This window comes from Cyanobium usitatum str. Tous (assembly GCF_963920485.1).
Lineage (GTDB): Bacteria > Cyanobacteriota > Cyanobacteriia > PCC-6307 > Cyanobiaceae > Cyanobium_A > Cyanobium_A usitatum_A.
Genome location: NZ_OY986431.1, coordinates 1,059,583 through 1,077,099 on the forward strand (window position 1 = coordinate 1,059,583; position 17,517 = coordinate 1,077,099).

At 61.8% G+C, this 17,517-nt stretch carries 20 protein-coding genes and 1 tRNA gene; 11 read left to right on the forward strand and 10 right to left on the reverse strand.

Translation table 11 applies throughout. The features are described from left to right. The first annotated feature begins 34 nt into the window (after positions 1–34). Positions 35–304, forward strand: a complete 270-nt coding sequence (gene rpsO, locus U9970_RS05710) for a 30S ribosomal protein S15 (protein ID WP_322766042.1) — start codon at positions 35–37, stop codon at positions 302–304. Positions 305–330: 26 nt separating this feature from the next. Next, entirely contained in the window at positions 331–717 is a 387-nt protein-coding gene (locus tag U9970_RS05715) for a PAM68 family protein (RefSeq protein ID WP_322766043.1), read from the forward strand. A 9-nt stretch (positions 718–726) separates the two neighbouring features. On the opposite strand, the gene U9970_RS05720 is transcribed toward U9970_RS05715, so the two are convergent. From U9970_RS05720 to U9970_RS05760, 9 genes are all read right to left on the reverse strand, one after another. After that, positions 727–4,269, reverse strand: coding sequence for a DNA polymerase III subunit alpha (locus U9970_RS05720; protein ID WP_322765698.1), 3,543 nt, complete (start codon positions 4,267–4,269; stop codon positions 727–729). A 113-nt stretch (positions 4,270–4,382) separates the two neighbouring features. After that, entirely contained in the window at positions 4,383–5,867 is a 1,485-nt protein-coding gene (gatA, locus tag U9970_RS05725) for an Asp-tRNA(Asn)/Glu-tRNA(Gln) amidotransferase subunit GatA (protein WP_322765699.1), read from the reverse strand. A 57-nt stretch (positions 5,868–5,924) separates the two neighbouring features. Continuing rightward, positions 5,925–6,164, reverse strand: a complete 240-nt coding sequence (locus U9970_RS05730) for a DUF1816 domain-containing protein (RefSeq protein ID WP_322765700.1) — start codon at positions 6,162–6,164, stop codon at positions 5,925–5,927. A 61-nt stretch (positions 6,165–6,225) separates the two neighbouring features. Further along, positions 6,226–7,866 (reverse strand): 23S rRNA (guanosine(2251)-2'-O)-methyltransferase RlmB, encoded by a 1,641-nt coding sequence (gene rlmB / locus U9970_RS05735; RefSeq protein WP_322765701.1) that lies wholly within the window; start codon positions 7,864–7,866, stop codon positions 6,226–6,228. 15 nt (positions 7,867–7,881) lie between these two features. Then, positions 7,882–8,289: a ribonuclease III domain-containing protein gene (locus U9970_RS05740; protein ID WP_322766044.1), complete on the reverse strand. Its 408-nt coding sequence runs from the start codon at positions 8,287–8,289 to the stop codon at positions 7,882–7,884. Between the two features lie 16 nt (positions 8,290–8,305). Beyond that, positions 8,306–8,650, reverse strand: a complete 345-nt coding sequence (locus tag U9970_RS05745; protein WP_322765702.1) for an STAS domain-containing protein — start codon at positions 8,648–8,650, stop codon at positions 8,306–8,308. Between the two features lie 95 nt (positions 8,651–8,745). Continuing rightward, a complete protein-coding gene (gene carA / locus U9970_RS05750; protein WP_322765703.1) occupies positions 8,746–9,882 on the reverse strand; it encodes a glutamine-hydrolyzing carbamoyl-phosphate synthase small subunit in 1,137 nt (378 codons plus the stop codon). A 22-nt stretch (positions 9,883–9,904) separates the two neighbouring features. Continuing rightward, positions 9,905–10,948 (reverse strand): anthranilate phosphoribosyltransferase, encoded by a 1,044-nt coding sequence (gene trpD / locus U9970_RS05755; protein WP_322765704.1) that lies wholly within the window; start codon positions 10,946–10,948, stop codon positions 9,905–9,907. 105 nt (positions 10,949–11,053) lie between these two features. Beyond that, positions 11,054–11,386, reverse strand: a complete 333-nt coding sequence (locus tag U9970_RS05760; RefSeq protein WP_322765705.1) for a DUF3288 family protein — start codon at positions 11,384–11,386, stop codon at positions 11,054–11,056. Between the two features lie 76 nt (positions 11,387–11,462). Between U9970_RS05760 and U9970_RS05765 the strand changes: the two genes are divergently transcribed. The 7 genes from U9970_RS05765 (at position 11,463) to U9970_RS05795 (ending at position 15,253) form a co-directional block, all read left to right on the forward strand. Continuing rightward, positions 11,463–13,244: an ABC transporter ATP-binding protein gene (locus U9970_RS05765; protein WP_322765706.1), complete on the forward strand. Its 1,782-nt coding sequence runs from the start codon at positions 11,463–11,465 to the stop codon at positions 13,242–13,244. Between the two features lie 87 nt (positions 13,245–13,331). Further along, positions 13,332–13,610, forward strand: a complete 279-nt coding sequence (locus U9970_RS05770; protein ID WP_322765707.1) for a hypothetical protein — start codon at positions 13,332–13,334, stop codon at positions 13,608–13,610. Positions 13,611–13,636: 26 nt separating this feature from the next. Further along, the gene (msrA, locus tag U9970_RS05775) at positions 13,637–14,335 is read left to right on the forward strand and encodes a peptide-methionine (S)-S-oxide reductase MsrA (protein WP_322765708.1); all 699 of its coding nucleotides are present in this window, start codon (positions 13,637–13,639) and stop codon (positions 14,333–14,335) included. Between the two features lie 2 nt (positions 14,336–14,337). Next, positions 14,338–14,634: a hypothetical protein gene (locus U9970_RS05780; RefSeq protein WP_322765709.1), complete on the forward strand. Its 297-nt coding sequence runs from the start codon at positions 14,338–14,340 to the stop codon at positions 14,632–14,634. A 13-nt stretch (positions 14,635–14,647) separates the two neighbouring features. Then, positions 14,648–14,830, forward strand: coding sequence for a hypothetical protein (locus tag U9970_RS05785; RefSeq protein ID WP_322765710.1), 183 nt, complete (start codon positions 14,648–14,650; stop codon positions 14,828–14,830). Then, entirely contained in the window at positions 14,827–15,168 is a 342-nt protein-coding gene (locus tag U9970_RS05790; RefSeq protein WP_322765711.1) for a hypothetical protein, read from the forward strand. The genes U9970_RS05785 and U9970_RS05790 overlap by 4 nt, the downstream gene beginning before the upstream one ends. Positions 15,169–15,179: 11 nt before the next feature. Next, positions 15,180–15,253: transfer RNA gene (locus U9970_RS05795), tRNA-Pro, on the forward strand. A gap of 83 nt (positions 15,254–15,336) precedes the next feature. Here the strand turns inward: U9970_RS05795 and U9970_RS05800 are convergent. Continuing rightward, positions 15,337–16,164: a 3'-5' exonuclease gene (locus U9970_RS05800; protein ID WP_322765712.1), complete on the reverse strand. Its 828-nt coding sequence runs from the start codon at positions 16,162–16,164 to the stop codon at positions 15,337–15,339. A 124-nt stretch (positions 16,165–16,288) separates the two neighbouring features. Here U9970_RS05800 and U9970_RS05805 point away from each other — a divergent pair, with 124 nt between their 5' ends. Both U9970_RS05805 and U9970_RS05810 read left to right on the forward strand, forming a co-directional pair. Further along, complete coding sequence (locus U9970_RS05805; RefSeq protein WP_322765713.1) at positions 16,289–16,744, forward strand: peroxiredoxin; 456 nt, start codon at positions 16,289–16,291, stop codon at positions 16,742–16,744. Between the two features lie 2 nt (positions 16,745–16,746). Next, positions 16,747–17,481, forward strand: a complete 735-nt coding sequence (locus tag U9970_RS05810) for a DUF1350 family protein (protein ID WP_322765714.1) — start codon at positions 16,747–16,749, stop codon at positions 17,479–17,481. The last annotated feature ends 36 nt before the right edge of the window (positions 17,482–17,517 follow it).

Consider the following 17,517-nt stretch of genomic DNA (forward strand, 5'->3'; position numbering starts at 1 on the left):
AACCGGGCCCAGCCTGCGTTTTATTCCCCAGCCCATGCCGCTCACCACCACTAAAAAGCAGGAACTGATCAACGGTCACCAGACCCATGGCACAGACACCGGATCGGTGGAAGTGCAGGTGGCCATGCTCAGTGAGCGGGTCACCCAGCTGACCGGCCATCTGCAGAAAAACAAGCACGATTTTTCTTCGCGCCAAGGGCTGCTGAAGATGATCGGACGCCGTAAGCGCCTGCTTGGTTATCTAAATGGCATCAGCAAGGAGCGTTACAGCGCTTTGATCGCCAAGCTCGGCATCCGGGGCTGATCGAGGCAGCCATGGCTGGAAAGGGAATGCAGGGTCGCGCCCAATCGGGCAAGGGCAACCCAAAACCGACCCGGCGTTTCGGTCCCAGCCAGCAGGTAATCCCTGACGCGGTTGCCAATCGCATGGCGCGCCGAATTGCAATCGGCACGGGCATTCCCACCTTGATGGGCATGGGCGTATTTATTGGCAGCTACCTGTTAGTAAGTCGCCAAATCTTCGACGTTCCACCCAGTGCCACCTTGGCGGCATCGGCTGGATGTTTTTTTCTAGGGCTGTTGGGCTTGAGCTTCGGCGTGCTTTCCGCCAGCTGGGAAGAAAAGCCAGGCAGCTTGCTTGGCACCGAGCAGATCGGACTTAACATCAGCCGCTTGCGCAGCTCGGTTAGGTCGATGCGCAACGGTGGAGGCAGTTAGCCAACCAGCTCAGGCCGCCAAAAGCGATGAGCTGATGCGGGCCTGAAAATCGGCAGCGATGAGGGTATCAAGGGCAGCGCCCACATCGCCTACGCAGAATTGGGGGCCAAGCCGCACAAAGCGGGTCTGCCCCGCCTGACGAACCAGGGCCACCACAGGCACTCGCAGGCCAGCCTCATCCTGCGGTGGCTTGTGACGATGTAGGCACTCGCGCAGGCGGTGCTGAATGGCGATGTCGGCGGCTTGATCGGCGGGTAAATCGACCATCAACAACTGCAGATCATCGATGGAGCGGCAATCCTCGACGATTAATTGCACCCGATCATCGCGGCGATCCACCGAAGCCCACACCAGCAAGCGCGCATCCACCATTAGGTGGTCGGCTAAACGGGCATAGCTTTTAGGAAAAACGACCGCCTCACAGCTGCCGGTTAGATCCTCAAGCTGAAGCACAGCCATCCTATCGCCCTTGCGGGTGTTCACCTGTCGCAGCTCAGGCACCATCACAATTGCACTCACCTTGGCTTTGTCGGCCATCACCTCGAGATTGCCGAGAGCCACCGGCGATAGCAACTTCACCTGCTGGGCCAACTGCTTGAGGGGATGGTCTGATAGGTAGAAGCCCACCAACTCCTTTTCCAGGCGTAGTTTTTCTGTGGGGGGATAGTCGCGCACCGGAGCAGCCTTGGGAGCGGTGCTGATATCGGCCAGGCCGGCGGGATCGGAACCGCCAGCAGTATCGGCAGCGGCAGTGGCGCCAAACAAATCAAAGAGGTTGCCCTGACCGCTGGCCCGGTCCTTGGCACGGGAGCTGGCCCAGTCGATCACCAGATCCAGATCCGCCATCAATTGGGCGCGATTGCCCAGAGGCTCGAGGGCATCAAGTGCTCCTGAATGGATTAGGGCCTCCAAGGCACGCCGGTTGAGCTGCTGACCAGGAAGGCGATCGCAAAGCTCAGCCAGGGAGTTGAAACGACCATCGCCAGAGCGGGCCTCAATCAACTGTCGAATCGCCCCATCACCCAAATTGCGAACGGCCGAAAGTCCAAACAGAATTCGATCACCAACGGGTGTGAAATCGATGCCGGAAGCATTTACATCGGGGGGCATCACTTCGATACCCATAGCATTGCAGTTGGCGATATATCGCTGCACCTTGGCCGAGTCACCGGAATTTACGGTGAGCAGCGCCGCCATGTAGGCAACTGGGTAGTGGGCTTTGAGATACGCGGTTTGATAGGTCACCGCGCCATAGGCGGTGGAATGGCTCTTATTGAAACAGTATTCAGCAAATAGAACCATCTGCTCAAATAATGCCTCCGCTATTCGCGGTTCGACGCCACGTTCAGTAGCGCCACTTACAAAAAGGCTCTGGTGTTTCTCCATCTCACTCTTTTTCTTCTTACCCATCGCCCGCCGCAGCAGGTCTGCTTCGCCAAGGGAATAGCCAGCCAATTCTTGAGCGATCTTCATGATCTGCTCTTGGTAAACCATGATCCCATAAGTCTCCTTTAGGATCGGTTCAAGCTTTTCATGGGCTACATCAATTGCCTCTCGACCGTGCTTGCGATTAATGAATTTAGGGATCAGGCCTGCATCAAGCGGACCGGGCCGGTATAGGGCCAAAATAGAAGATATGTCCTCAAGTGATGAAGGCTTGAGATCGCGCACAATCTGGCGCATGCCGCTTGATTCAAGCTGAAAGATGCCCTCCAGATCACCACGGGCAAGCAAAGCGTAGGTACCTGCATCGTTAAGAGGCAGATCATCTGGATCAACCTTAACGCCACTATATTGCTGCACAAGATCGACAGTTTTATCGATCATTGTGAGATTTTTGAGGCCGAGGAAGTCCATTTTCAATAGACCCATCGACTCGACATCTTCCATGAAGTATTGAGTAATCACCTGGCCATCGTTGTTGCGCTGCAGGGGGACCAATTCATCAAGGGGCTCCGCCGCAATTACCACCCCAGCCGCGTGTACGCCAAAGGTCTTGTTTGTGCCCTCAATACGCATTGCCATATCAACCCAGCGCTGTACCACTGGATCTTTTTCATATTTCTCGCGAAATTCTGGCGCCGGTGATTCGGCTCCGATCATTTCCTTGAGCTTGGCAGGTTTGCCTCGCACCACGGGGATCAACTTGGCCAGGCGATCCGCATCGCCATAGGGAATATCGAGTACGCGGGCCACATCCTTGAGCACCGCTTTTGAAGTCATGCGGTTGAAGGTGATGATCTGGGCCACCTTCTCTTCGCCATAGCGCTTAGTGACGTAGTCGATAACTTCGCCACGCCGCTCGATACAAAAATCCGTATCAATATCAGGCATCGACTTGCGCTCAGGGTTCAAGAACCGCTCAAACAGCAAGCCATTGGTAACCGGATCAATGTTGGTGATCCCCAGGGCGTAGGCCACCAAGGAACCAGCCGCTGAACCACGGCCCGGTCCCACAGGTATGCCGTTGTCTCGGGCAAAGCGGATGTAGTCCCACACCACCAGGAAGTAGGTGGGAAAACCCATCTGCTCCATTACCTGGAGCTCAAAGGCGAGGCGATCGCCGTAGTGGGGTTCGAAGCCAGCGCCACTATCCAGCCGCAGACGCTGCCGGAGGCCCTGCTCGGCCACCTCAGTGAGATAGCTCACCGCTGTGTGCCCCGCTGGGATCGGGAAGCGGGGCATCTGATAGCGGCCGAGGATGTCGTAGGCCTCCACCTTTTCGGCCACCTTGGCTGTGTTGGCCACAGCCCGCTCGATCAGCTCGGCAGGAAGATGGTCATTGAACAGGGAGAGCATCTCTGCCTCCCCCTTGATGTATTCGGTTCCCGTGTAGCGCAGGCGTTTCACATCGCTGATCAACTTGCCCGTAAGCACGCAAAGCAGCGCGTCGTGGGCTTCTACGTCGTTGGCACTGAGGTAATGGGCATCGTTGGTGGCGATCAGCTCAATGCCCAGCTCGGCAGCGATGCGGGCAATGCCGGTGTTGACGATGCGATCTTCGATGCCGCCATGATCCTGGATCTCCAGGTAGAAGTCGTCGCCAAAAGTGCGTTGATACCAGCTGGCAACCTCCCGCGCCGCATCGGGCCGGCCCTGCAAAATCGCCTGGGGAATTTCGCCTCCCAGGCAGGCAGTTGCCACGATTAACCCTTCGCTGTATTGGCTCAACAATTGCTTGTCGATACAGGCACGGGCAAAGATGCCCCGGCCGCGCATGCCGCGTAGGTGACTGATGCTGGTGAGCTTCACCAGGTTGCGATAGCCGACCGCGTTCTTGGCCAGCACCACCAGGTGGTAGCGCTTCTCCTTTTTCTGCTGGGGGTCATCAATGGAGCCATTGATGACATACATCTCATTGCCGATGATCGGCTTGATCCCGGCCTTGGTGCAGAGCTTGAGCAGCTCGATGGCGCCATACATCACACCGTGGTCGGTGAGTGCAAGGGCTGGCATGCCCAGCTCCACAGCCCGATCCACCATCGCCGGCAACTGGCTCGCCCCGTCTAGAAGGCTGTAGTCGCTGTGGTTGTGGAGCGGAACGAAGGCCAAGGGCAGGTCTAGCCGGAAGGCATCGGAAGCCTCCCCAAACTAGGCGACCACGCAAGATCCAGTGTCATTTGCGCCCCATAACAGGGCAAAACCACTAGATCTGGGGCCAGCGCCTAGGGCACCAATGGGGCCACAGGGCGAGCCAGCATCACCTGGGCAGCCAGTTCGTATTGGTGAGCCACCTGAAGCAGGCGCGGCTCTTCAAGCACCCCCGTGATCAGCTGCAGACCAATCGGCAGGCCCTCGAGATCAAAACCGCAGGGCACATTGATGGCAGGCAGGCCAGCCATGTTTGCCGGGATCGTGAGCAGGTCGGCGAGGTACATGGCCAAGGGGTCGTCGCTGTGGGCGCCAAAGCCAAAGGCCGTGGTGGGCGAAGTGGGGGTGAGCAGCACATCCACTGCTTCAAAAGCCCGGTCGAAGTCACGCCGGATCAAGGTGCGCACCTGCTGGGCTTTCTTGTAGTAAGCGTCCACATATCCGGCCGAGAGGGCGTAAGTGCCAATCAGGATGCGGCGCTGCACCTCGTCGCCAAAGCCCTCAGCCCGGCTGCGGGCAGTCATCTCGGCCAGGCTGGTGGCATCCGGGGCCCGGTAGCCGTATTTGACACCGTCGTAGCGGGCCAGGTTTGCAGAGGCCTCCGAAGGCGCAATTACGTAGTAGGTGGCGATGCCGTCGTTGAAGCGGGGGCAGCTCACATCCACCAGCTCGCAGCCCAGGGCCTCCAGCTGGGCGGCAGCCGCCAGCACCGCAGCCTTCACCTGGGGATCAAGGCCCTCAGCCTCGAAGCACTCGCGCACCATGCCCACCCTCAAACCAGCAACAGGCTTGTCAAGGGCGGCGACGTAATCGGGCACCGGGGCCTGCAGGCAGGTGGCATCGCGCGGATCCGCGCCGGCGATCACCTGCAGCAGCTCGGCCGCATCCGCCACCGAGGTAGTGAACGGGCCGACCTGATCGAGGGAGCTGGCAAAGGCGACCAGGCCGTAGCGGCTGACGCGGCCATAAGTGGGCTTCAATCCCACCACTCCGCAGAAGGAGGCGGGCTGGCGAATCGACCCACCGGTATCGGAGCCAAGGGCAGCGATGCACTCGCCTGCAGCCACTGCGGCGGCGCTGCCACCGGAGCTACCACCAGGCACCCTGTCTGGATTCCAAGGGTTGCGGCTGGGGCCGAAGGCTGAGGTCTCGGTGGAGCTGCCCATGGCGAACTCATCGAGGTTTGTCTTGCCAAGCAGGACAGCTCCCGCCTGCCAGAGGCGGTCGGTAACAGTGCTCTCGTAGGGGGGCACGAAGTGCTCCAGCATGCGGCTGGAGCAGGTGGTGGTAACCCCCTTGGTGCAGAGGTTGTCCTTGATCGCAAGAGGAATACCTGCCAGCGGTGGCAAAGCTTCTCCAGCGGCGCGCCGGGCGTCGATACGGTCCGCATCTGCCCTGGCCCGCTCGGCAGTTACCTCGAGATAGGCGTGAACAGTGGGATCAACCGCCTGGATGCGGGCCAGATGGTGTTCGGTGAGTTCACGGGCTGAAACCTCACCCTTCTCCAGTTGTTGACGCCATTCGACAATCCCCTGTTCGCGCGAATCAGCGATGCCCATCAACCCTGTGGCCAGTTGAATTGGACGCTATCAGCCAGCGGCAACAGCCCCTAGGCCTCAGTCGAGCTCGGTGAGCGGCTCGCCCCTACGGGTGCGCATTAACTGGTGATCCAGAGAACCGGGAGATTCGGCCCGTAGGTCGTTCAGAAAAGCCGGCAGCTGGCTTTCCAGCGTGCCGCGCCGCACGAAGGGGCCAAACCAATAAACAGCGTTGGGAGAGTGGGTTTCTACCCGTGCCCACCAGGCCAGGCCCAAACCATTGGCGCAGCTGCGCACTGGCCACAGCAGGGGATTCATGGGGCAGGAGCGGCTTGCTCTTCATTCTGCCCGGCGTCGGTACCGGGACTGAGGGGGGGCGTCACAGTTGAATATCCCCAAGGAAACCAGATCTGGCGGCTGGTTCCATGCCCAGGTCAATGACCGGGTCCTGGTTGGCCGGAATCTCGGCAACAATCGGCTGCTCTGCCATTTGGTCTTCCGGTTGCCCTGGCTGATCCGCTGGCTGAATTTCGGGCTCCAGCTCAGGCTCTTGATGGTCCAAAAGCTCAGCAGAGCTATCCGGCTGGCTAGCGGCTGGAGCGGGCAGCTGGGGGCGCACCAAACGGGGTGCGGGCTGGGAACCACTCAAACCCTTCATCCAGCCACGCCGTGCCACCTCGTAGAGCAGCAGGGCGGTAGCCACAGAGGCGTTAAGGCTTGGTGTGGCGCCACGCAGGGGAATACGCACCAGCTGATCGCAGTTGCGGCGGGTGAGCATGGAGAGACCATCACCCTCAGAGCCGGTGACTATGACCAAAGGTCCCTCTAGATCGGCCTCCTCCAGGCTGACGGTGCCCTCGGCTGCCAAACCCACTACCCGATAGCCCTCCTGCTTGAGGGTGTCGAGGGCGCGGTTGAGATTGACCACCCGTGCCACAGGCAAGTGCTCAAGAGCTCCTGCCGCAACCTTGGCCACCGAGCCGGTAAGTCCAGCGCTGCGGCGCTGGGGCAAAACCAGGCCGTGGGCACCGAGGGCTTCGGCACTGCGCACAATCGCACCAAGATTCTGGGGGTCGGTAAGACCGTCTACCGCCATCAACAAGGCCGGCTCGCCAATGGTTGCGCAGCCCTCCATCAGGGTCTGCAGATCAAGGGTCTCCGCTGCCGCTGTCTGCAGGGTGATGCCCTGGTGCACGGCACCACCGGTGAGCTGACCAAGGCGCGCCCAGGTGACCTCCTCAACCAGCACGCCCGATGCCTTGGCCTCGCGCAGCAGCTGCAGAAACTTGGGACTAAACCGCATTTCTGGGGTGCACCAGACGCGGTGAATCGGTCGACCGCTCTCCAGTGCCGCCTGGGCCGGGTGGCGGCCCCAGATCAAATCGGCGCTGGGATCGACGCTGTGGCGCTCGGCATCACCGCTAGGGGGCAAGCTATCTGCGTCGACGATCAGCGGCTTGGCGGCGAACCTGCCAGTCGCGGGGCGGCTTCCAGTACCAAAACGTCGACCATCAGGGCGCCCACCTCCTTCAAAGCGCCCGCCCCCTTCAAAGCGACGGCCCTCTGGGCGAGCGGAGTCGGGACGGCGGCCCTGGGGACGACCTTCAAAGCGACCCCCGGGTCGCCGCTCGTAGGGCTTGCTGTCTGAGCTGGAGCGATCGCTGGAAAAACGGGGAGCAGGCGGACGGTCGAAGGAGGGACGCTCACCGTCACCACGCCGTTCAAAGGGGCGGCGCTCGCCGCGACTACTGGGGCGCTCGGCTGGCCCATCGCGGCGGGGCTGGAAGCGGGATACACCGCGGGGGGCGGGACGGGCACCGGTCTCGCGCCGTGGCTCCCGATCTCTTGGCCCTTCTCGGCCCTCCCGGCCCTCCCGGCCTTCTCTGCCCTCACGGCCTTCACCAGCTCCATCGCGGCGCCATTCAGGCTTAGGACCGCTGAAGCGGGGTGGGCGGCCAGCCGCCCCGCGGGCGCCGCCCCCCGTCCGCTTCTCGGGACGGCGTTCAAATCGTGGGCTCATGGCGTTGTCTGCAGGTTATGGATCGATCTCCTTCAAGTGATCTAGCAGCTCGGCTAACCGGGCAGGCTCGTGGAGAAACAACCAACCAAGCAGGGCCTCAAGGCCCGTTGCCTGGCCATAGGCCGCCGCATCCCCCCGCCGGGGCCCCCTGCCTGCCCGATTGCGGCCCCGGCGCACCAGGTCTCGCTCCGCCTCAGTGAGCTGCTGATCAAGCTTCTCCAGTGCCAGGGCCTGGGCATCGGCACGCACTACCTGCACAACCTCCTGATGCAGGGTGTGGGAGCGCCCTGGACGCTGACAGCGCTGCAGGCGCTGATGAAGCTCCCAGACCGCATCACCCAGCCAGGCCAGCTGTAGCGGGCCTAATTCGGCCTGGGGAGGATGGGGGGCGAGGCCAGCTAGCCAGCTCGAAGCGGGCCGCAGCTCAGCCTTTCCCGACTCAAGCGGCGAGGTTGCCAAGGGCTGTTTCGAGGTCGGACTGAAGGTGCAGAAATTCTTCTAGGCGCACCAGCTTCACGGTTTGAACAACCCGGGCGTTACCAACCACCAGAAACTTCTGCCGATCGCTGTTGCACTGCTTGGCGAGCTGGACTAAAGCGCCAAGACCGGACGAGTCGAGGAAGTCGATGTGGCTGAGATCGATCACCAAAGGCTGACCATTGCCGCGGTGAGAGGCAACAAATTCCCCGAACTGTTTGTCGGAGTAGGCATCCAGCTGGCCAGTGAAGCGGAACAGCTGGCAGTGGGCCTGCTGCTCGAAGCCCCCTCTCAGGGACACCGTCAATCGCTGCAGGTCGTTGATGGCTCCAGTCCTCGATCTGTTCTGGGGCGAAGTGTAGAGAGCAAATTTGCCGCTGCAGAAGACGCAACAAAAGTGCGTCAGCGGCGGCTGGCCATCAGGGCGGCGAAGCGCGCGAAGTGATGGTCGGCGTCGTGGGGGCCGGGACTGGCCTCCGGGTGGTACTGAACGCCAAACACCGGTGCCTCAAGCAGCTCCAGTGCGGCCACGGTGTGGTCGTTGAGGTTGTAGTGGGTTACCCGCACTCGGTCGGCGGGCAGGGATTCGGGCACAAGGGCAAAACCATGGTTTTGGCTGGTGATCTCCACCTGGCCTGGGCTGCCGCAAGGGTGATTTAGTCCGCGATGGCCGTAGCCAAGTTTAAAAGTGGTGCCTCCTAGGGCCAGCCCCAGGATCTGGTGGCCAAGGCAGATGCCAAACAGGGGGAGATTGGGCAGGGCGATAAGGCCTTTGGCGAGCTCAATAGCGGAGCTAACGGCGGCCGGATCGCCAGGGCCGTTCGATAGGAAAACTCCCTCGGGCTTGTAACTGAGAACCTGCTCCAAGCTGGCATCGGCTGGAAGCACGGTCACCTCGCAGCCGTGGGCCGCCAGACGCTCGAGGATCGCCCGCTTGATGCCGAAATCAATGGCCACCACCCGGTAAGGGCGATCGGGCTGGGCTTGCGTGCGGGCATCAAAAGCCACCCCACAGGGTTGATCCCAGTGATAGGGATTAGGGGTAGTAACAGATGCAGCCAGGTTTAGGCCCTGCATCGAAGGGGCCGAGCGCACTTGATTAAGCAGGGCCGAAGCCGAAGTGCCATCACTGCAAATTGCGCCGTTGATTGCGCCGCCATCCCGCAAATGACGCACCAGAGCTCGTGTATCAATGGCGCGAATTCCAACTACTCCATGGTGGAGCAGCCAGCCATCTAGATCACCCTCTGAGCGCCAGCTACTCGAACAAGGTGAAAGCTGGCGGGCGATCACCCCGCGCACATGGGGGCGATCCGCTTCCTGATCGGCGTCGTTGACCCCGGTATTGCCCAGTTCGGGGTAGGTGAAGGTGACCAACTGCCCGGAGTAACTCGGATCGGTCATGACCTCCTGATAGCCGGTCATACCGGTGTTGAACACCACTTCTCCTATGGCCGTGCCCCGGGCCCCGAAGGCCTCACCGCGCAGCACGGTGCCGTCGGCCAACACCAGCAAGGCAGTGGCAGCGGGCTCGCTCACGGGTTCAGGGCAGTTGGTTCGATCATCCCGCAACGGGGGCTGGCAGGGCGGCGCGCAGCCGCTCTAGAGCTTGCCAGCCAGCTCCAGCGGCAATGGCCTGCTGGGCGAAACTCAGGCCAGCGGCGACGGAGTCGCTCAAACCAGCGGCCCATAGCACCAGCGCCGCGTTGAGGGCCACCACATCAGCCTGGGCGCGGCTACCTCGGCCCTGGAGCACGGCTTCGAGGATGGCTTGGTTGGTGGCGAGATCTCCGCCCGCCAGATCGGTGATCGGGGCAAGCTGCAAGCCCAAGGCCTCCGGATCAAGCTGATCGCTGCTCACAACTCCAGATTCCACCAGCCGCAGCGAATTAACTCCAGCCAGGGAGGCCTCATCCAAGCCGCCCTGACCATGCACAACCACAGCTCTGCGCAGCCCCAGCCGGGCCAGGGCCTCAGCCATCGGATCGAGCAGATCAGGCCGGGCCACCCCGAGCACCTGGGCCTCGGGCCGCAGGGGATTTACCAATGGGCCGAGCAGATTGAAAACAGTCCGCACGCCCAGGCTGCGGCGCAGGGGGGCCAGCCCCACCAGCGCCGGATGCCAACCAGGAGCAAACAAAAAAGTCACCCCCGCAGCGGGTAAGGCGGCAATCACCTGCTCCTGGGGAGCCTGCAAATGAATGCCCACTGCCTCCAGCACATCGGCTGAGCCCACCCGACCACTGGCACTGCGGTTGCCGTGTTTGGCCACGTGGGCGCCACAGGCGGCCGCCACAAACGCCACAGCCGTTGAAATATTGAAGCTGTCGGCCCCATCGCCACCGGTGCCACAGGTATCAACAAGCGCAAGAGCAGGGCGGGAGGCCGGCATCGGACAGGCCTCCCGCAATACCTCGGCCATCGCCGCCAGCTCCTCGCCACTCACACCCTTGGCCCGCAAGGCGGCCAGCAGCCCTCCGGTGAGCACTGGATCGATCTGTTCGCTCAGCCAACCCTGCATCAGCGCCGTGGCCTGCGGGGCCGACAGCGATTCGCCATTGAGCAGCTGGTCCAACAGGGCAGGCCAGGACTGAACAGTGGGCATAGGTAGTAAAAAGCCCGGGTGCAAAGCACACCGGGCCGGGTGATGGGGACATCTCCACTATCACCCGAAGAAGGGGGAAATGGCGATGGCTGCCTTAGCAAGATGTCAGTTCTGCTCCTGGTCAGCGGTGTCAAAGCTGGAGCCCACCGCCTCAGTCGCCGCTGAAGCGGGCCGAAAACCTTTTGCCCAGATTGCCTGGGTGCGGCTGTGCAGATCTTCACGGCTAATGCCCCACAGGCGCAGGGTCTTGGCCAGATCTGAGCTGAGATCACGGGCACCGGGAAAGGCCTCGTAGCGCATCAACAAGCGGGCGGCATCAACCAGGTGGTGGTCGGCTGGCACCTCCGCGGCAAGCAGCCGATCCACCACATCGCGATCCGTGGCGTAGAGGGGATGACTTTGATCGTTGCTGCCGGATTGGGATGGAGCGGAAGCCATGGCGCAGCTATTGCTGAGGCCAGCCTGCCGGAAAAGCAGCTGCCTAGGTTGGGAGCACCTGTGAAAACGGCCCCTGATGGGAGCCATACGGCTGGATCTGATCCGTCGCTACCTGCGGCCCCATCGCAAGGTGGTGTTAATCGGCGTCGCCGCCCTGGTGGTGGTGAACCTGCTGAGCGTCTCCATTCCCCTGCTGGTGCGGCGGGTAATCGACGACCTGCAGGATGGTTTTGCACTTCAAGACGTGCTGGCTCAGGCGGGGCTGATCGTCGCCCTGGCCACGGTGATGGGGGCGGTGCGGCTCTACTCACGCATGCTGGTGTTTGGGGTAGGCCGGCAGGTTGAGGCCGAGCTCAAGCAACAGATTTTTGATCACCTGCTCAAGCAGGAGCCCGGCTGGGTGCAGACCACCGGCAGCGGCGAGGTGATCAGCCGAGCCACCTCCGACGTCGAAAACGTGCGCAGGCTGCTGGGCTTCGCCGTGCTCAGCCTCACCAACACGGTGCTTGCCTACGCGCTCACCTTGCCAGCGATGCTCTCCATCGACGCCTGGTTGACCCTGGCGGCGGTGGGGCTCTACCCACTGATGTTGATGGTGGTGCGCCTGTTTGGCGGTCGCATGATGCGCCAGCAACGCCGCCAGCAGGAGGCCTTGGCCTCCTTAAGCGACCTGATCCAGGAGGACCTTTCCGGCATCAGTGCCATCAAGATCTACGGCCAGGAGAGCACCGAGCAGACCGCCTTCGCCGGTCGCAACCGCATCTACCGGGATGCGGCCCTGAATCTGGCCCGCACCCGCAGCACCCTGTTCCCGCTGCTGGAGGGCATCTCCTCAATCAGCCTGCTACTGCTGCTCGCCTTGGGCAGTGGCCAACTTGAAAGTGGCCGCCTCAGCATCGGCGACCTTGTCGCCCTGATTCTGTTTGTGGAGCGGCTGGTGTTCCCCACAGCCCTGCTTGGGTTCACCCTCAACACCTTCCAAACCGGCCAGGTGAGCCTGGAGCGGGTCGAGGAGCTGCTGCGCCGGCGGCCCTTGATCGTTTCTTCAACTTCACCAACTCCCCCAGCCAAGCCCGGTCGGGGGGCTGTGGAGGCCCGCGGCCTCACCGTGCGCTATCCCAACGCTCCTCGGCCGGCCCTGGTAGACGTCAGTTTTGAGCTCCACCCCGGTGAGCTTGTGGCAGTGGTGGGCCCCGTGGGCTGCGGTAAAACCACCCTGGCCCGCGCCCTGGGGCGCATGGTCGAGGTCGAGGCCGGCCAACTGTGGCTAGATGGGGTCGACATCACCGCTCTGGATTTAGCTGACCTACGGGGCCAGGTGGGCTTAGTGCCCCAAGAGGGCTATCTGTTCACCGCCAGCCTTGCCGACAACCTGCGATATGGCGAGCCTGAGGCGCCGTTGGAGCGGGTCGAGGCAGCAGCTCGCCAAGCCAGACTTGAGGGTGACATCAAGGGATTTCCCGACGGCTATCAGACCCTGGTGGGGGAGAGAGGCATCACCCTGAGCGGCGGCCAGCGACAACGCACAGCCCTGGGGCGGGCCCTACTGGTACGAACCCCCCTGTTGGTGCTTGATGACGCCCTGGCCAGCGTCGATAACACCACCGCCGCCGAGATCCTGCGCACCATTCGCAGCGAGCAGGCAAACGCCCAGTCCAATAACCAAGGCCTGGGTCGCACCGTGCTGATGATCAGCCACCAGTTATCGGCCGCTGCCGCCTGTGATCGAGTGCTGGTGCTCGAAGAGGGCCGGCTGGTGCAGCAGGGCCACCACAGCGAGCTACTGGCTGAGCGCGGCACCTACCGTCGCCTTTGGGATAGGGAACAGGCAACGGAGCAGCTGAAGGCGGCCGGCTGATCTCAATACTTGTTGAGCTGTTCAGCCAAGTTGCCCATATGGGGCTTAGGTGGATGGTGTCGCCCAAGCGTTCGCCCAGGAGCATCCATGGAGCCCGTTGCCCCGATTACCGGCTTGCCCTACCGGCTGCGCTGCACCCTCACCTTCGGCGACATCTACGGGCAGATTTTGATCTGGATGCTGGTGATCTTCGCCAGCCTGGCGTCTGGCTTGGCCTTGATGGGGGCCAGCAAACCGATCTTTGCCCTTGTAGGAGTGGGACTGATCCTGGTGCTTTCCCTGCCGTTCCTGCTGTTCGCCTTTACCACCACCCTCCTCAACCACATTGCCTTTGAGCCCGACGCGGCAACTAAAGGGACTGTCTAGGCTCCGATTTAATTGCAGTTAGCAGCGTGTTCGGCCTGTTTCAGAACACCCCTCAGGCCCAAGCTCCCCACGTTGTGCTGGGCACCCCAATTGATGCAGCCGTAAAGGTCGGCCAGGCAGAGGCAGTTTTCGGTTGCGGCTGCTTTTGGGGGGCCGAAAAGGGCTTTTGGCGCCTGCCTGGGGTGGTTACAACAGCGGTGGGCTACGCCGGCGGCTCAATCCAGCAACCCAGCTACGACCAGGTTTGCTCCGGAAGCACAGGTCACAGCGAGGTTGTTCGGGTGGTCTGGGAAACGGCCCTGATCGATTTCAGCGATTTGCTGAAGCTGTTCTGGGAATGCCACGACCCCACCCAGGGGAATCGCCAGGGCAATGATCGGGGCAGCCAGTACCGCTCGGTGATCTATGCGGATGATCCTGGTCTGCTGGCCTTAGCAGAGGCCAGCCGCGACGCTTACCAAGCCCTGCTGAGTAGCGCTGGCTTTGGGGCGATCACCACTGAGTTGCGCAGCAACCAAACCCTTTGGTATGCGGAGCCCTATCACCAGCAATATCTAGCCAAACCAGGCAGCAGGCCTTACTGCTCGGCCCAGCCAAGCGGACAAAGGCTCGGTGAATTTGCGGGCTCGGCCTACAAGCTCGATCCAAGGGTGTGGTCTTCCTATGACTGGACTGTGGCCCACTGCGTGCTTCGGGGGGACAATGCCCCCATCCAGCTGGCCTAAGCATGTCCATGCCGCTGCTTGCCGCTGCCTTGCTCTCAATGGGGTCGCCTTGGTGGGAGGACTACGGCATCACCGAACAATTCATCTGCCCCGATCAGAGCCGGGTCACCTTGGAGCGCAATGACGCCCAAGCTTCCCTGCTCACCGGACGCTTCCGCTCCACCATGTTTCGTGAGGCCTCAGACCTACCAGGCATCCGTTACCGCAACGAGCAACTGACCTTGGTGCTCAGGGGCGATGTGCTGACTATGGAGCAGCAATTCAAAAGGTTGGAGTGCCTGCGCACACAGCAGGTATGAGTAGGACAGCGCTGTGAACCCCTTACCCGATCGCCTAGTAATTCTTGGCTTACTTATCACCCTGGGGCTCTGCTTTGCTCTGATCTTCTGGAGCGTCAAGCTGAACCCGAGGCCCGAACCCCAGCTGCAATGGCGGGATAGGCCCTCCGCTCAGCCGGCTGGCTGGCAGAACGACCCCAAGGCCCCGCTGCTTTGAGCAAGCTCGAGCCCAGGCCACGCAAGCGCCCCCTGCATCCGCTGCCTAAGGGGCTTGTGGAGCTCTACGGGTTGCTTGCCGTGTTGTTTGTGCTAGTGCCTGAGTGGATGGCTGGCGGCGCCCTGCTGAGCTTCTCAGCCAATCGCAAGGGTTCCGACCTGCCTGCGGCCTCAGCCGTATGGAGCCGCTTGCCCGAATTGCGGCTGGCAAGCCTGGGGGTCGGTGAGCTGCGGCAACTAGCCCGGCGCCTGCGCGTTCCTGGGTATGGGGTTTTGGGACGAGAGCGCCTCACAGAACGGCTGATACGCCGGCTTAAACAGCGCAAAGCGCTGTGGTAACTTCGATCTGCCGGGGCGTAGCGCAGCTTGGTAGCGCACCACTTTGGGGTAGTGGGGGTCGCAGGTTCAAATCCTGTCGCTCCGATTTCGACAATTCACCGATCCAAGGTGACCTTCTTCCATGCCGGCTTCCCCAGCCGGTTTTTTTTATGCGCCAGTCCCGGGTGCTCAGGCCGCTTCTGAATCGGCCTCCACCCTCTGGACCTCAAAAGCCAGGGCCTGGGCCTGGCGTTCGCTTAGGCGACGACTCCAGGCACCCCGCACCGGCTCATTCCAGCGAAAGCCTGCCTGTTTGGCCTTATGCCGCTCTGCATAGGGGAGATTGGCCCGATAGAGCAGCTTTGGCTCCATAGCGGCAGCCAGGAGATCTTCGAGGTTGGCGCAACGCTCCAATACCTGAACTAGATAGGTGCAATCGGTAAGGGCTCGATGGGCAGCCCACACCGGCACCCCGTAGGCCAAGGCCAGATCGCGCACCGAAGGGGCCGGCCTCAGGTGCCGCTCCGGTGGCCACTCGATATCGTCCATCGAGCAGATCCAAGGCTTGTCAATTGGCGGCAGCGGTCCAAGCCCAAACCACTTGGCATCAAAGGCTGCGTTATGGGCTAGCACCGCATCTGCATCCGCGAGCAGGGCAAGGAAATGTTTCAGGCCCGCCTGCCAGGGCTGGGGGAGTCTGGTCACCTCTGCAGCAATGCCATTGACATGCTCCGCCGGGTTGGCAGCGGCTGGCAAAAGAAAGGAAACCTGGCTCAATACCGACCTAGTGGGTACATGAAACAGAACTGCTCCAACCTCGATGCACTGGGCTAAAACCGGCTCCAGCCCCGTGGTCTCCGTATCCAGGATCAGCAGGTTGATGGGTGCTGATCGAAGTTTTAGATCGTGGTTGGAGGGGCTGGGATCAAGAGCCACAACCTGCTTGGGCTGGGCCACCAGGCTCAGCAGGTCGCTCTGCTGCCAGAGGCTGGGCTGTTCCTCGATCGGGCCAGTCACATCTGCTTGCGTTGCTCAGCCCATCGTCCCAGCTCAGCGCTAGAAAAACCGCAACGACCGGGAATACGACTACGGCTACCTGGACACCTGCCTAGGGTAAAAACGGATGTCCAATTTGATTTAGATGGCACTTGCCGCCGGAGATCGAGCCCCCCTCGTTGCCCTTAATGATCAAAACGGTGAGGGGCGCCGCAGCGATCAGTTAGGCGGCAAGGCATTGGTGCTGTTCTTCTATCCAAAAGACGACACCCCAGGCTGCACCGCTGAAGCCTGTGCCTTCCGCGACAGCTACGCCGACCTCCAGGCCCTGGGAGCTGAGGTGTGGGGTGTCAGCGGCGACGATCAGTCCAGCCATCAACGCTTTGCCAGTCGTCACGACCTGCCCTTTCCGCTTCTGGTGGACCAAGGCAACGCCCTACGCAAAGCCTTCGGAGTTCCAAATGTGCTTGGGTTGCTGCCAGGCCGGGTCACCTACGTGATTGACGGCGAAGGCGTTATTCGCCATGTGTTCAACAACCTCCTTGATGGCGCAGCCCATCGCAACGAAGCGCGGGCGGGCTTGCAACGCCTCGCCCTCTGACCATGACGGGCTGGCGGCAGCGCGGTGATATCTGGCAACTGGAGGCCGAGCGGCCCAGCCGCGGCACGATCGAATTCATCGGCGGCAGTTATCTGGCGGCCACCCCCCAACTCAGCTACCGCCGCCTTCTGGAGGCACTAGCGGCTAAGGGCTGGCGGATTAGGGCCTGGACCTATGTGCCTGGCTTCGACCACCAGGATCAGGCCAATACCGCCTGGCGGCGGTTCCGCCAGCTGCGTGATGGGGATGGAGCAGGGGGCGACTCCAGCAGGCTGATGTTGCGACTTGGTCACAGCCTGGGCTGCAAGCTGCACCTGCTGGCACCTGATGGGGGGAGGGGCGCTGCTGGGCTGGTGGCCTTGAGCTTCAACAACTTCTCAGCCGAGCGCTCCATACCCCTGCTGGCGGAGCTCGGGCAGCAGTTCAAGTTTCGTAGCGAGTTCAGTCCCTCACCGGAGGAAACCCTGCAGCAGGTGGCGCGCACCTATCTCCAACCCCGCAACCTATTGGTGCGCTTCAATCGCGACCAGATCGACCAAAGCCAGCGGCTGCTGGGGGTGCTGCAGGGTCGTGCTGGAGATGCCAGCCGGCTGAAGGAATTCCCGGGCGATCATCTCGCCCCCGCTAGCGCAGGACTGCGACAGACCCTGCTAGGCCAGTGGGCCGACGATCCCACTAAAAAAAGAGCCCTAGATGGCATCGCAGCGGCGGTTGATGGCTGGGCAAGCAGCTCGTAATGGCCGAGACGTTCCTACTAGGGTACACAATTACAG

What these genes read in the sequence shown, in the direction of transcription:
- rpsO (WP_322766042.1), top strand. Translation starts at nt 35, where the DNA reads ATGCCGCTCACCACCACTAAAAAGCAGGAACTGATCAACGGTCACCAG.
- U9970_RS05715 (WP_322766043.1), top strand. Translation starts at nt 331, where the DNA reads ATGCAGGGTCGCGCCCAATCGGGCAAGGGCAACCCAAAACCGACCCGG.
- gatA (WP_322765699.1), bottom strand. Translation starts at nt 5,867, where the DNA reads ATGGGCATCGCTGATTCGCGCGAACAGGGGATTGTCGAATGGCGTCAA.
- U9970_RS05730 (WP_322765700.1), bottom strand. Translation starts at nt 6,164, where the DNA reads ATGAATCCCCTGCTGTGGCCAGTGCGCAGCTGCGCCAATGGTTTGGGC.
- rlmB (WP_322765701.1), bottom strand. Translation starts at nt 7,866, where the DNA reads ATGAGCCCACGATTTGAACGCCGTCCCGAGAAGCGGACGGGGGGCGGC.
- trpD (WP_322765704.1), bottom strand. Translation starts at nt 10,948, where the DNA reads ATGCCCACTGTTCAGTCCTGGCCTGCCCTGTTGGACCAGCTGCTCAAT.
- U9970_RS05760 (WP_322765705.1), bottom strand. Translation starts at nt 11,386, where the DNA reads ATGGCTTCCGCTCCATCCCAATCCGGCAGCAACGATCAAAGTCATCCC.
- U9970_RS05765 (WP_322765706.1), top strand. Translation starts at nt 11,463, where the DNA reads ATGGGAGCCATACGGCTGGATCTGATCCGTCGCTACCTGCGGCCCCAT.
- U9970_RS05770 (WP_322765707.1), top strand. Translation starts at nt 13,332, where the DNA reads ATGGAGCCCGTTGCCCCGATTACCGGCTTGCCCTACCGGCTGCGCTGC.
- U9970_RS05780 (WP_322765709.1), top strand. Translation starts at nt 14,338, where the DNA reads ATGTCCATGCCGCTGCTTGCCGCTGCCTTGCTCTCAATGGGGTCGCCT.
- U9970_RS05805 (WP_322765713.1), top strand. Translation starts at nt 16,289, where the DNA reads ATGGCACTTGCCGCCGGAGATCGAGCCCCCCTCGTTGCCCTTAATGAT.
- U9970_RS05810 (WP_322765714.1), top strand. Translation starts at nt 16,747, where the DNA reads ATGACGGGCTGGCGGCAGCGCGGTGATATCTGGCAACTGGAGGCCGAG.